Source organism: Streptomyces rimosus subsp. rimosus (genome assembly GCF_000720725.1).
Taxonomy (GTDB): domain Bacteria; phylum Actinomycetota; class Actinomycetes; order Streptomycetales; family Streptomycetaceae; genus Streptomyces; species Streptomyces rimosus_A.
Genome location: NZ_JOCQ01000163.1, coordinates 1 through 12810, shown reverse-complemented (window position 1 = coordinate 12810; position 12810 = coordinate 1). Strand labels below are relative to the sequence as shown.

Annotated in this window: 9 protein-coding genes and 1 rRNA gene; 5 read left to right on the top strand and 5 right to left on the bottom strand. The window is 72.4% G+C overall.

Going from position 1 to position 12810, the window contains the following annotated elements; all coding sequences use genetic code 11:
* Nucleotides 1-92 (top strand): 5S ribosomal RNA (gene rrf, locus IH45_RS1000000145725); the annotation flags it as partial.
* 495 nt (nt 93-587) lie between these two features.
* Here rrf and IH45_RS0140825 read toward each other — a convergent pair.
* Genes IH45_RS0140825 through IH45_RS0140805 form a run of 5 tightly spaced genes read right to left on the bottom strand, consistent with a single transcriptional unit; the run spans nt 588 to nt 6236 of the window.
* The gene (locus tag IH45_RS0140825; protein ID WP_030681517.1) at nt 588-1898 is read right to left on the bottom strand and encodes a DUF58 domain-containing protein; all 1311 of its coding nucleotides are present in this window, start codon (nt 1896-1898) and stop codon (nt 588-590) included.
* Nucleotides 1899-1906: 8 nt separating this feature from the next.
* Nucleotides 1907-2872, bottom strand: a complete 966-nt coding sequence (locus tag IH45_RS0140820; RefSeq protein WP_030681515.1) for an AAA family ATPase — start codon at nt 2870-2872, stop codon at nt 1907-1909.
* Complete coding sequence (locus tag IH45_RS0140815) at nt 2853-4079, bottom strand: DUF4350 domain-containing protein (RefSeq protein WP_030681511.1); 1227 nt, start codon at nt 4077-4079, stop codon at nt 2853-2855. Before IH45_RS0140815 ends, IH45_RS0140820 begins: the two co-directional genes overlap by 20 nt.
* Entirely contained in the window at nt 4076-4756 is a 681-nt protein-coding gene (locus tag IH45_RS0140810) for a DUF4129 domain-containing protein (RefSeq protein ID WP_078898024.1), read from the bottom strand. The genes IH45_RS0140815 and IH45_RS0140810 overlap by 4 nt, the downstream gene beginning before the upstream one ends.
* A 28-nt stretch (nt 4757-4784) precedes the next feature.
* Complete coding sequence (locus IH45_RS0140805; RefSeq protein WP_030681507.1) at nt 4785-6236, bottom strand: DUF7544 domain-containing protein; 1452 nt, start codon at nt 6234-6236, stop codon at nt 4785-4787.
* A gap of 170 nt (nt 6237-6406) precedes the next feature.
* On the opposite strand from IH45_RS0140805, the gene mtnA reads away from it, so the two are divergent.
* The 4 genes from mtnA (at nt 6407) to IH45_RS0140785 (ending at nt 12758) form a co-directional block, all read left to right on the top strand.
* A complete protein-coding gene (gene mtnA, locus IH45_RS0140800; protein WP_030681503.1) occupies nt 6407-7579 on the top strand; it encodes an S-methyl-5-thioribose-1-phosphate isomerase in 1173 nt (390 codons plus the stop codon).
* Nucleotides 7576-8253, top strand: coding sequence for a two-component system response regulator MtrA (mtrA, locus tag IH45_RS0140795; RefSeq protein ID WP_003982195.1), 678 nt, complete (start codon nt 7576-7578; stop codon nt 8251-8253). The genes mtnA and mtrA overlap by 4 nt, the downstream gene beginning before the upstream one ends.
* Nucleotides 8254-8647: 394 nt before the next feature.
* A complete protein-coding gene (mtrB, locus tag IH45_RS0140790; protein WP_030681500.1) occupies nt 8648-10786 on the top strand; it encodes an MtrAB system histidine kinase MtrB in 2139 nt (712 codons plus the stop codon).
* 235 nt (nt 10787-11021) lie between these two features.
* Nucleotides 11022-12758, top strand: coding sequence for an LpqB family beta-propeller domain-containing protein (locus IH45_RS0140785; RefSeq protein ID WP_234440875.1), 1737 nt, complete (start codon nt 11022-11024; stop codon nt 12756-12758).
* The last annotated feature ends 52 nt before the right edge of the window (nt 12759-12810 follow it).

Here is a 12810-nt window from a genome sequence, read left to right as displayed (position 1 = left end):
CGCCCGGTTACATTTCGAACCCGGAAGCTAAGCCTTTCAGCGCCGATGGTACTGCAGGGGGGACCCTGTGGGAGAGTAGGACGCCGCCGAACAATCTTTCAGCTCCGGTCCCTGAACCTTCTGGTTCAGGGACCGGAGCTTTTTTGTTTTGCTCTTCAAAGCGACGATGTGCCCCGCACCACGATGCCCCGCACCACTCGGTGCGGGGCATCGTGCGTTCAATGGCGAGTCCTTACTGTCTCCCGCTGCTGCTACACATACCCATACTCACCACCGGCCGCGCTGGGTTGGAACGGTACAAGGGAGCGTGGTGCGATAGATCAGGCCTGCGATAGATCAGGCCCATGAACGGGCCAGCAGGACGGCTCTCAACAGCTCTCAGCCGCCCAGTTCCACGCCTGAGCCACCTACCCCAACCGGACCCGGGCCCGGCCTGGACACGGACACACGTAGACGGGCACGCAGACGCACACGCAGACTGGCGCAGGCAGACGCATACAGACGCGCACAGACACAAAAAGCCTGCCGCACACGACCGCGAGCATCAACGCGGACCGTCCGCAGCAGGCTTTCTCAGCCCCCTAGCCCTACAGCCGGCCGGCAGCCTTCAGGGAGAGATACGCGTCCGCCAGGTCAGGAGCGAGGCGGGCGGGTGTGGAGTCGATGACCGTGACGCCGTGGCTGCGCAGGCGGTCGGCGCTGCGGCGGCGGGCCGCGCGGGTCTGTTCGGCGGCGGCTGCGGCGTACACGGCCTGAGGCGTGTGCCGGGAAGCGGCCATCTCCTCGATTCGGGGGTCCGCCACCGCGGCGACGATGACTTCGTTGCGCTGGGTGAGGCCGGGGAGTACGGGCAGCAGTCCCTCCTCCACGGGGGCCGTGTCGAGGCCGGTGAAGAGGACGATCAGGGAACGGCGCGGCGTACTGCGGTGAATGGCGGCGGCCAGGCCACGGGCGTCCGCCTCGACGAGTTCGGATTCGAGGGGCGCGAGGGCCTCGGTCAGCGCGGGCAGGAGGTCTCCGGCCGCGCGGCCCTGGACGGAGGCCCGAATCCGGCGGTCGTACGCGAGGAGGTCGACGCGGTCGCCGGCGCGGGAGGCCAGGGCGGCGAGCAGCAGTGCCGCGTCCATGGAGGCGTCCAGCCGCGGCGTGTCGCCGACCCGGCCGGCCGAGGTGCGGCCGGTTTCGAGGGCGAGGAGGATGCGCCGGTCGCGCTCCGGGCGCCAGGTGCGTACGGCCACCGTCTGGCGGCGCGCGGTGGCGCGCCAGTCGATGGAGCGGGTGTCGTCGCCGGGCGTGTAGTCGCGGAGGCTGTCGAATTCGGTGCCTTCGCCGCGGGTCAGGATGCTCGTCCGGCCGTCCAGCTCGCGCAGCCGGGCCAGCTTGCCGGGCAGGTGCTTGCGGCTGGTGAAGGGCGGCAGGGCGCGGACGGTCCACGGGACGTGGTGGCTGCCTTGGCGGGCGGCCAGGCCGAGCGGGCCGTAGGAGCGGACCGTGACGCGGACCGCGTGGTGATCGCCGCGGCGGGTGGGGTGGAGCGCCGTCGTGACGCGGCGACGCTCGGCGCCGGGAACGCGGAGGCGGTGGCGGGAGGCCGGGGCCTCCGTGCCGGGGCGGAAGGAACTGGGCGGCCATGCGTCGCGGAGCTGGGCGCGCAGCAGACGGCGGTCCGGGTTGGTGATGGTCAGATGCGTCGAGGCCGCTTGGCCGAGTCGAACGGATGTGTCACCGGTTCGGGTGAACCGGAGCTTCCGCACTGGCGCGGCGAGCGCCAGGTCGCACAAAATTGCTAGCAGCAGGGCGAGTTGGACGGTGAGGATGCCGGTCCAGCTGGGCAGCAGGAGGCCGACGAAGAGGGCTCCGAGGGCGGAGACGAGTGCGGTGCGTCCGGTCAGGGCCACGGCTGGACTCAGCGGGGGACGGGAAGGTGGGCGAGGACGGAGTTGATGACGGAGTCGGTGGTGACTCCTTCCATCTCGGCCTCCGGGCGGAGCTGGACGCGGTGCCGGAGTGTCGGCAGAGCCAGGGCCTTCACATCGTCGGGGATGACGTAGTCGCGCCCGGTGAGCCAGGCCCAGGCCCGTGAGGTGGAGAGCAGGGCAGTGGCGCCTCGGGGAGAGACGCCGAGGGAGAGCGAGGGGGATTCGCGCGTGGCACGGCAGATATCGACGATGTAACCGGTGACCTCGGGGGATACGGCAGTCTTGGCCACCGCGGCCCGGGCCGCTTCGAGATCGGCGGGGCCCGCGACCGGACGCAGGCCGGCCGCGCCGAGGTCGCGCGGACTGAAGCCCTGCGCGTGCCGGGCCAGGATGCCGATCTCGTCCTGGCGGGCGGGCAGCGGCACCGTCAGCTTCAGCAGGAATCGGTCGAGCTGGGCCTCGGGCAGCGGATAGGTGCCCTCGTACTCGACGGGGTTCTGCGTGGCGGCGACAAGGAACGGCTCGGGCAGGGCACGAGGCGTCCCGTCGACGGTGACCTGGCGCTCCTCCATGGCTTCGAGCAGGGACGCCTGCGTCTTCGGAGGAGTGCGGTTGATCTCGTCGGCGAGCAGCAGATTGGTGAAGACCGGACCGGGCTGGAAGGAGAACTCCGAGCTGCGCGAGTCGTAGACGAGCGAGCCGGTGACGTCGCTCGGCATCAGATCGGGGGTGAACTGAACGCGCTTGGTGTCGAGTTCCAGGGTCGCCGAAAGCGCGCGTACGAGCAGGGTCTTGGCAACACCGGGGACGCCTTCGAGCAGTACGTGCCCGCGGCAGAGCAGCGCGACGACCAGGCCGGTGACGGCCGGGTCCTGGCCGACGACGGCCTTGGCGATCTCGGTACGTACGGCCTCCAGGGAGGCTCGGGCGCTCTCAGCTGTCGGGGTGCTCACGGGGGGCGTGCCTCTCTGGGGACAGGATCGAAAGTTCCAGGTTGTCGAGCTGGTCGGCCAGGGTGACCAGGGCCTTGTCGTCGGCGGGCGACGGGCCGAAGAGAAGGGAGTGCAGGGCCGTTCCGGTTGCCGCGTCCGCGGGCAGCCGCGCGGCGACGGCCGGAAGGAGGATGTCGGGGGTGTGGGCGTGTGTGGGAGACACGCCGGTGAGCGGTGCGAGCCGGGTGCGGGTGGCGGCCCGTAGGACGGCTGCGGCCCGGTCGCGGGCGCCGGCCTGCTCGTAGAGGCGGGCGTGCCCCTCCGTGGTCTCGGCGGCGGGGACGGTGACCGGCAGGCGCTCGGGGACGAGCGGGCCGAGCCGGCGGGCCCGCCAGATACCGGCGAGCGCGGCGGCGATGAGGAGCTGGAGCAGCGCCCAGTTCCAGCCGGAGGGGATGAGGTCGAAGAAGCTGCGCCGGCCGTCCTGCGTGGACGAAGGGTCGCTGACGGAGGGGAGGTACCAGACCAGATGCTTGTGCGAACCGAGCAGTTGCAGGGCGAGCGAGGCGTTGCCACGCTCGGCGAGACGGTGGTTGTAGAGGATGTCGGGGGCGCCGAGCAGCACCGTGTCGCCGCCGGCCTCGGACGGCAGACGCAGCAGAGTGGCCTTGCCGCTGCTGGGGTAGCAGCGGTCGGCGCGGGGAGCCGACGACGAGTAGCGCAGGCCGCCGAGCTCCGCGTCGCCCGCGTTCCGGGCCGCGGGGAGCGCACAGTTCGGTTCCAGCGGCCGCACCTCGGCGGGTGCCCCCGCCTCGGCCCCGGGAGCGAAGACGTCCAGCGCGGGCGAGCTGGGAGAGAGCAGGACGGTGCGGCCGGCCGTGCGCCCGGTGGCCTGGTGAAGGGTGTTCAGCTGACGGCGGGTCAGCAGGTCGGGGTCGGCGACCAGCACGGTGGTGTCGGGACCGGCCGCGGCGGCGGCCTCCTCCGTGGTGGTCACGACGCGGGTGTCGACGCCGCGGTCCGCGAGGAGCGCGGCGACGGCGCCGCTGCCGAAGCGGTCCACCGACCGGGGGTCGAGGCGTCCGTGCTGGTCCCCGGAGCGCAGGAGCGCGAGACCGATCCCGCCCAGGACGAGGACGAGAAGACCGGCGAGCAGACCGCGCGAGCGGGTCCACAGGCGGCGTCCGGTGGGCGCGAGGGAGGTGGTGGCCGTCGTGGTGGCGCTCATGTGCCGCTCCCGTCGAGGGCGGCCGCGGCGCTGGCCGGCTGGGGCTTGCTGTGCTGCAGATCGGTGTCGAGGCTGCTCAGGAGGGCGTACTCCCGTTCCGTACCGGGCCGCCCGCCGTACGTGACGTCGTCGAACGTACGGGCGGCCGCACGCAGGCGCTCGGCGTGGGCCGGCAGCATCCGGCCGGCCTCCGTAGCGGCCTCGTCGGCGGTACGCCCGGGCCCCGGCGTGAGCAGGGCACGTTCCTCCAAGGCGAGGACGAGGCCCCGCATCCGCTCCTGCACGGCCTCGGTCCAGCGGTTGTCGGCAGCGTGCCGTTCGGCGGCGGCACGGTGTTCCGCGGCCGTACGGGGACGGTCCCCGAAGAGCGCGCCGCCCCCCGAGGTGGGGGTACGGCGCAGGGCGCCCAGCCGGAGCCGCAGGGCGACGACGAGCAGCACGATGACGAGCACGACGGCGATGAGCCCGGTCCAGCCGCCCGGCGTGGCTCCGGCAGCGGTGTCGAAGAGATCGCCGATGCGTTCCCAGAACCAGTTCAGGGCACGCTGGAGCAGATTCGGGTCGTTCTGGTGGTACCGCGGATCGGAAAGCTCGCGTTCGGCAGCCTCACGGGCGGGCCCACGCGGGATCGTCACCGGTCCGTCATCGCCGGAGCCCGTCATCAGACGGGCGAGCACGGCAGTTCTCCCCCCAGCCGTCACCGCATCAGCTTCCCGGTGTGGGGCCGGCGGGGCCCTGGCCGGTGCTGTCCGGCCCGGTGCCGTGGGTGCCCGGAGCCTGCTGTCCGGGGAGGTCCGCGCCGTAGCCGGGCAGACCGGCGGCGCGGGCGAGCTCCAGGTCGAGCGCCTCGCGGCGGATCCGCTGGTCCATGTAGAGGAGCGCCGTGACGCCCGCGCTGATGGGATAGGTGACCGCGGAAGTGATCACGGCGCCGATGCCCAGCACGATCAGGAACGTCCAGCTGGTGCCGCCCGCGCCCTCGGTCCACGCCGTGAGGTTCTCGCCGCTGACGAGGACGGCGACGATCGTGGCCGGAATCTGGACGATCATCCCGACGACGACGATCAGCACGTAGGTGAGGAGCTGCACGCCCAGAACCCGCCACCACGCGCCCCGCACCAGCTTGGCCGAGCGCCGCATGGAGGCGATGACACCCTGCTTCTCCAGCATCAGCGCCGGGGCGGAGAGGCTGAAGCGGACCCACAGCCAGATGGCCACGACGGCCGCGCCCAGCCCGCCGAGCAGGGTGAGCAGGACACCGACGGCGGCCGGACCCACCGCGGTGACGATGATGCCGGGCACCGTGCCCAGGAGGATGACGACCGAGAAGATCAGGGGCAGCAGGAGCAGCAGCCCGACCAGCCGGGGCAGCCGGCTCCGGGCGTCCCGCCAGGCTTCGCCCGCCGACACCGAACGTCCCAGGACGGCGCGGCTGACGACGATGGTGAGCAGGGCCGTCACGACGATCGTGGCGAGCAGCCCGATGAGCGAGGTGAGGGCGCTGCCGATGAGGGTGTTGTCGACCGCGTCCATGGCCTCGCTCAGGGAGGCGTCGGGGTTGTTGCTCAGCGAGGAGACGTTCCCGGCGTTGCGGAACCAGAGACCGGTGACGATCGTGTCCGCGGCCTGCGCGACGACGGCCACGACCAGCGAGATGCCGAGGACGGTGCGCCAGTGGGCGCGCATGGTGGAGACCGCGCCGTCGAGGATTTCGCCGACACCGAGCGGACGGAGCGGGATCACACCCGGCTTCGCGGCGGGCGGCGGTGCCCAGGGGGCACCGTAGCCCGGCCTTCCTCCCCAGCCCGGCTGACCGCCCCAGCCGGGGCGGTCGCCCCAGCCGGGCTGCTGCCCGCCCGGGCCGCCTTGACCGCCGGGCCCGCCCGGCCCGCCACGGCCGGAGCCGCCGGTGGGCGCGGACCACTGGCCTGCGGGAGGCTGCTCCTTGGACCACTGCGGCGGGACCGAGGAGTCGCCGGGCGCAGCGGCACCGGCCGGGCCCGAGGGTTCCGCAGGGCCTGCCGTACCGGTGGAACCGGCCGGGTCGGCCGGGGCGTCGGCTCCGGCCTGGTCCGCGGCGGGCCGGCCCTGCGCGGTGCGGTCTGGCTCGTCGGAGGGAGAGGATCCGGGCGAGGCCCAGCCCGGAGAGTTGTTCATCGTCGCTCCTTCATGATTCCCGCCCGTTCGAACGGGCGGGGTCCGACGTCCGCAGTGCCTGTCATCGTGTCATGGCGCGGGGGCGTGCGTCCCCGGGCCCTTGTCCGGAGGGGCGCCCTTGCACGGGGGAACCCTTCTGCTCCGCCCGCCGTCGGCGGCAGACTGGGCGGATGGCCGATCGCTACGAGAAGTCCGAGGCGGGCGCCGACGCTCCCGTGGTTCCGTCACTGCGTTGGGAGGAGCTTCCCGAGGGGCCCGTACTGGTTCTCCTCGATCAGACACGGCTGCCGACCGAAGAGATCGAACTGGTGTGTACGGACGTTCCGGCGCTGGTGCAGGCGATCCGCACGCTGGCTGTGCGCGGCGCTCCGCTGCTGGGCATCGCGGGGGCGTACGGAGTCGCTCTCGCCGCGGCACGGGGATTCGACGTGGCCGACGCGGCCGACACCCTGGCGCACGCCCGCCCGACGGCGGTCAACCTCGGATACGGCGTGCGAAGGGCCGCCGGCGCGTACCGGGCCGCCGTCGAGGGCGGGGCGGATCGCGAACTGGCTGCCACCGCGGCACTGGCCGAGGCGCGGGCCGTACACGCGGAGGACGCCGAGGCCAGCACCAAGATGGCCGCGCACGGGCTGGCGCTCCTGGGCGAGCTGCTGCCCGGCGGCGGACACCGCATCCTCACCCACTGCAACACCGGAGCCCTGGTGTCCGGTGGCGAGGGGACCGCCCTGGCGGTGGCGCTGGCGGCGCACCGGGCCGGTGAGCTGCGGCGGCTGTGGGTCGACGAGACGCGGCCGCTGCTGCAGGGCGCGCGGCTGACCGCATACGAGGCGGCGCGTACGGGCATGCCGTACACACTGCTCGCGGACGGGGCGGCCGGGTCGCTCTTCGCGGCGGGGGAGGTGGATGCCGTATTGATCGGCGCGGACCGGATCACGGCGGACGGCTCGGTCGCCAACAAGGTAGGGAGCTATCCGCTGGCCGTGCTGGCCCGCTATCACCACGTACCGTTCGTGGTGGTGGCGCCGACGAGCACGGTGGATCTGGCGACGGCGGACGGCGCGCTCATAGAGGTGGAGCAGCGGCCCGGGCACGAGGTGACGGAAATCGCGGCACCGTATGTGCCCGGCGCCGGGACGGAGGCCGGCACCGGGGTGCCGGTGGCTCCGCTGGGCGCGCTGGCCTACAACCCGGCCTTCGACGTCACGCCGGCGGAGCTGGTGACGGCGATCGTCACGGAGGCCGGAGTGGCCTCGCCGGTCACTCCGGGCGGCCTCGCGGAGCTGTGTTCCACATCACGATTGGGTAAGTCACGATCAGGTAATGGGATGATGGCCGAATGAAGGGACGCGTCCTGGTCGTCGACGACGACACCGCACTGGCAGAGATGCTCGGCATCGTGCTGCGCGGCGAAGGCTTTGAACCGTCGTTCGTCTCCGACGGGGACAAGGCGCTCGCCGCCTTCCGGGAGACCAAGCCGGACCTCGTGCTGCTCGACCTCATGCTGCCCGGGAGGGACGGCATAGAGGTGTGCCGGCTGATCCGCGCCGAGTCCGGTGTACCGATCGTCATGCTGACCGCGAAGAGTGACACGGTCGACGTGGTGGTCGGCCTGGAGTCGGGGGCGGACGACTACATCGTCAAGCCGTTCAAGCCCAAGGAGCTGGTGGCCCGCATCCGGGCCCGGCTGCGCCGCTCGGAGGAGCCGGCGCCCGAGCAGCTGGCCATCGGCGACCTCGTCATCGATGTGGCGGGCCACTCGGTCAAGCGCAACGGCCAGTCGATAGCGCTGACGCCGCTGGAGTTCGACCTGCTGGTGGCGCTCGCCCGCAAGCCGTGGCAGGTGTTCACCCGCGAGGTGCTGCTGGAGCAGGTCTGGGGCTACCGGCACGCCGCCGACACGCGGCTGGTGAACGTGCACGTACAGCGGCTGCGCTCCAAGGTCGAGAAGGACCCGGAGCGCCCGGAGATCGTGGTGACCGTGCGCGGTGTCGGCTATAAGGCCGGGCCCAGCTGACATGTCCCGGGACGGTTCGGCCCCGGCGGACGAGCGGGGGCGGACCGTCCGTACGGCAGGTGATATGTCGCTTTTCCAGCGTTTTCGTGCTCGGCTGACCGCTGGAGCGCCCGCGCAAGCGAACGGACAGGCCGACGGAGCGACGCCCGGACGGCCGAACGGGCGGGTGCCCGGCCGTCAGGAGACGGTGCCCGGCGACGGCCGGAAAACGGGGCCGGACGACGGCTTCGCGGCGACTGCCGGACAGGGCACGGACGGCGAGCGGCCGGAGCGTTCGGGGCGGCCGGACGACGGCGTGCGCGCCGCGCGGGCGACTGAGCGTCCCGCGGGCGGGGCGGCGCGGTCCGCTGCCCGTCCGGGGCGGACGGAGCGGCCTGGAGATCGGCTCCGGGCGATGCCCGCGCGCCTGCTCTCCGACGGTGCCACCGCCGGCCCCGTCCACCCCATGCTGCGCCTCTTCGGCCGCTGGATACGCCGTCCGCTGCTGCCCGCACTGCGCCTGTGGCGCCGCAACATCCAGCTCCGTGTGGTCGCGACGACCCTGCTGATGTCGCTGGGCGTGGTGCTGCTGCTCGGCGTCGTGGTCATCGGGCAGGTCCGCAACGGGCTGCTGGAGGCCAAGCGGCAGGCCGCGCAGAGCCAGGCGGCCGGTGGGTTCGCGGTGGCGCAGAAGCTGGCCGACGGCGCCACCGACAGCCGCGGCGACGACCCCGCGCGGTCCGGCAACCGCGGCTCGCAGGACTCCGCGACCTGGCTGACCAGCCTGGTCGAACAGCTCGCCAGCGGCGGCCAGGGCGTCTTCTCCGTGGTGGCGCTCAGCTCCGGATCGGCCGTGGAGGAGCCCTTCGGGGACAGCAGCCCGGACACCCGCGGCCCGCGCGCCTCCGGAGACGTCGACCCCGAACGCAGCGTGCCCGCCGAGATGCGCCGGATGCTGGACACCAAGACCGGCACCTTCCGTCAGTCCACGCAGATCAAGCGGGTCGGGTCGGAGGAGGGCGAGCCGGCGATCATCATCGGGAAGCGGCTCAACGATGTGAACAGCAACCCGTACCAGCTCTACTACCTCTTCCCGTTCAGCCAGGAGGAGAAGTCGCTCAGCCTGGTGAAGGGAACCCTGGCGACGGCCGGGGTGTTCGTCGTGGTGCTGCTCGGCGCGATCGCCTGGCTGGTGGTCCGGCAGGTCGTCACCCCCGTACGGATGGCGGCGGGCATCTCCGAGCGGCTGGCCGCCGGGCTGCTCCAGGAACGGATGAAGGTCACCGGCGAGGACGACATCGCCCGGCTCGGCGAGTCCTTCAACAAGATGGCGCAGAACCTCCAGGTCAAGATCCAGCAGCTGGAGGAGCTGTCCCGGATGCAGCGGCGGTTCGTCTCCGACGTGTCGCACGAGCTGCGGACGCCGCTGACGACCGTACGGATGGCCGCCGAGGTCATCCACGACGCGCGCGAGGACTTCGATCCGGTGACCGCGCGCTCCGCCGAGTTGCTGAGCGGGCAGCTCGACCGCTTCGAGTCGCTGCTCGCCGAGCTGCTGGAGATCAGCCGCTTCGACGCCGGGGCGGCCGCCCTGGAGGCCGAGCCGATCGACCTGCGGGACGTGGTGCACCGGGTCATCGAGGGCGCCGAGCCGCTGGCGGAGCGCAAGGGCACCCGGTTCGTGGTGCGCGGCGCCGAACGGCCGGTGATCGCCGAGGCGGACACCCGCCGGGTCGAGCGGGTGCTGCGCAACCTGGTCGTCAACGCGGTGGAGCACGGCGAGGGCCGGGACGTCGTGGTGCGGCTGGCCGCGGTCGGCGGCAAGAACGGCGGCGCGGTGGCCATCGCCGTACGCGACTACGGAGTGGGGCTGAAGCCGGGAGACGCGGCGCGGGTGTTCAACCGCTTCTGGCGCGCGGACCCGGCGCGGGCCCGTACCACCGGCGGTACGGGGCTGGGCCTGTCGATCGCGGTCGAGGACGCGCGGCTGCACGGCGGCTGGCTGCAGGCGTGGGGCGAGCCGGGCGGCGGCTCGCAGTTCCGGCTGACGCTGCCGCGTACGGCCGGAGAGGCGCTGCGCGGCTCGCCGATACCGCTGGAACCGGAGGACTCGCGCCGCAACCTGGAGGCGGCCGGCTCGGGGCTGCCGCGTGGCGCGGCGGCGGTGCGTACGGCTACGGCCGCCATCCCGCCGCAGCAGCGGCTGGCGGAACCGTGGCCTCTTGAGCCGCGGACTCCGGCGCAGAGGGTGGCCGAGGTGGACGCGGATGGTACGGCTGGGCCTTCGGGGGCTCGGTCGGGGGTCCGCACGGATGGGGGCCGTACGGACGTCGGCCTGGACGGTGAGGGCCATACGGGTGGGGGCCTGGGCGGTGGCGAGGTTTCGCGGAATGGCGAGGCCGATGGGGGCGTGCGGGGGAATGGCGTACGCGGGGGTGTGGCTCGTGAGGACGACGGTGCCTCGGGTGACGGTGTTGGGCATGGGCATGGGCTGAGCCGGGCGGACGGATACGGAGCGGGCGCGGAGCGGGAGGACGAGGTTCGTGGGCGCTGAAACAGGCCCGGGAGCGGGCGACGACGCTCGTGCTGAGGGCTGTGTCGAGGCCCGTGCCGAGTTGCGCGGGGAGTCGCGCGCCGGTGTGGGTGGCGAGGCGCGCGCTGAGGATGGGGCGCGGGGTGGTTCTCGGGTGCGCCTGAGGTTGCGCGGCGGTGCCGGTGTTAAGGGCGTGCGCGTGCGTACGGGCGCCGTACTCGGTTGCGGTGCGTTGCTGCTGGCCGGGTGCGCGTCGATGCCCGACAGCGGGGACATGCAGGCGGTCGACCAGTCGCCGCGCGCGGAGGCCGACTCGCAGGTACGCGTCTACGGTGTGCCGCCGCAGGACGGGGCGCAGCCGACCGAGATCGTCAGTGGCTTCCTCGACGCGACGACGAGCGACGAAGTGGATTTCAGTACGGCCGTGCAGTATCTGGCCAAGTCGGCGAAGAAGACGTGGCAGCCGTTCTCGGCCACGAAGGTGCTCCAGCAGCGCCCGGCGGCCGAGCCCGTGGGCCAGGCCAACCGCGAGGACCCGAACGGCTACACCGTCACGCTGTCCGGCAACCAGGTCGCCACCATCGACCGTAACCACGCTTATACGCCGGAGGAAGAGGCGTACAAGCAGACCATCCACCTGACCAAGGAAGACGGGCAGTGGCGCATCGACCGGCTGCCGAACGGGCTGGTGCTCGGGCAGTCCGACTTCCGGCGCATCTACCGGTCCGTCAACAAGTACTACTTCGCCGACTACAAGTCGGAGGCGCAGTCGGCCAAGGCGGGCCATAACGTGCTGGTCGCCGACCCCGTCTACCTGCGGCAGCGGATAGACCCGGTCACCGCGAGCGTGGCCGCACTGCTGGAGGGGCCCACGAACTGGCTGAACCAGGTCACCGCCTCGGCGTTCCCGACGGGCACCGCGCTCAAGAGCAGCGGTCTGGCGCTCGACGACTCCAACGCGCTGCGGGTGAAGCTCAGCAAGCGGGCGGCCGCCGCGGGGCCGGCGCAGTGCCGGCGGATGGCGGCGCAGCTGTTCTTCACCGTCCAGGACATCACCCGGGCGTCGAAGATCAGCGAGGTGGAACTGCAGGACGAGCGGGGCGGCCGGCTGTGCGTACTGACGCAGGATCGGGCCAACAGCGAATTCGCGCCGCGCAAGCACGCCGGGCGGTCCGCCCAGGAGTACTTCATCGCCGCTGACCAGAAGGTGGTCAGGATGCCGGACACGACCACGGAACCGCAGCCGGTGCCGGGGCCGTTCGGCAGCGGCAAGACTCCGCTCAGTTCGATCGCGATCTCGCGCGACGAGGAATCCGCGGCGGGCGTCTCGGCCGACGGCCGGTCGCTTTATGTGGTGCCGCTTGAATACGGCACCGAACGCGGTCCGGCATTGCTGCACAGCACCGCGAACAACGGCTTCTCGGCGCCCAGTTGGGACGGCCTCGGCGATCTGTGGATAGCGGACCGCAGCGACAAGGGATCGCGGCTGCTGCGGCTGCGCGGGGGCAAAGGGGTGCCGGACGTGGTGACGGTGCCCGGCCTCGGCGACCGGCGGATCAAGTCGATCAAGGTGGCGTCCGACGGCATCCGCATCGCGGTGCTGGTCGAGGACAAGGGGCGTACGACGTTGCAGCTCGGCCGGGTCGAGCGCGGCGGGACGCCGCAGCAGCCGGTGCTGTCGGTGGAGGAACTGCGACCGGTCGCGCCGCAGTTGGAGGACGTGATGGCGGCGTCCTGGGCGGGTGGCAGCCGGCTCGTGGTCGTCGGCAGGCAGTCCGGCGGAGTGCAGCAGATGCAGTACATGGAGACGGACGGCTCGGCGTCGAGCGCGCAGACGCTGCCCGGCGTCAACGGGGTCAAAACGGTCACGGCTTCGGAGGACGATGCGAGGCCGCTGATCGCCGACGGGGCCGAGGGCATAGTGCGGCTGCCGCAGGACGCGAATTGGAAGACGGTGGCCAAGGACGGGAAGGCGCCGGTTTATCCGGGGTGAGGGGTGGCTTGGGGCTGGTGCGGTCGGGGGGTGGGTGCCGTGGCGGACTGGG

Coding starts and splice junctions, on each gene's coding strand:
- mtnA (WP_030681503.1), top strand. CDS start 6,407: ATGGCCGATCGCTACGAGAAGTCCGAGGCGGGCGCCGACGCTCCCGTG.
- IH45_RS0140815 (WP_030681511.1), bottom strand. CDS start 4,079: ATGAGCGCCACCACGACGGCCACCACCTCCCTCGCGCCCACCGGACGC.
- IH45_RS0140785 (WP_234440875.1), top strand. CDS start 11,022: ATGCCCGACAGCGGGGACATGCAGGCGGTCGACCAGTCGCCGCGCGCG.
- mtrB (WP_030681500.1), top strand. CDS start 8,648: ATGCCCGCGCGCCTGCTCTCCGACGGTGCCACCGCCGGCCCCGTCCAC.
- mtrA (WP_003982195.1), top strand. CDS start 7,576: ATGAAGGGACGCGTCCTGGTCGTCGACGACGACACCGCACTGGCAGAG.
- IH45_RS0140805 (WP_030681507.1), bottom strand. CDS start 6,236: ATGAACAACTCTCCGGGCTGGGCCTCGCCCGGATCCTCTCCCTCCGAC.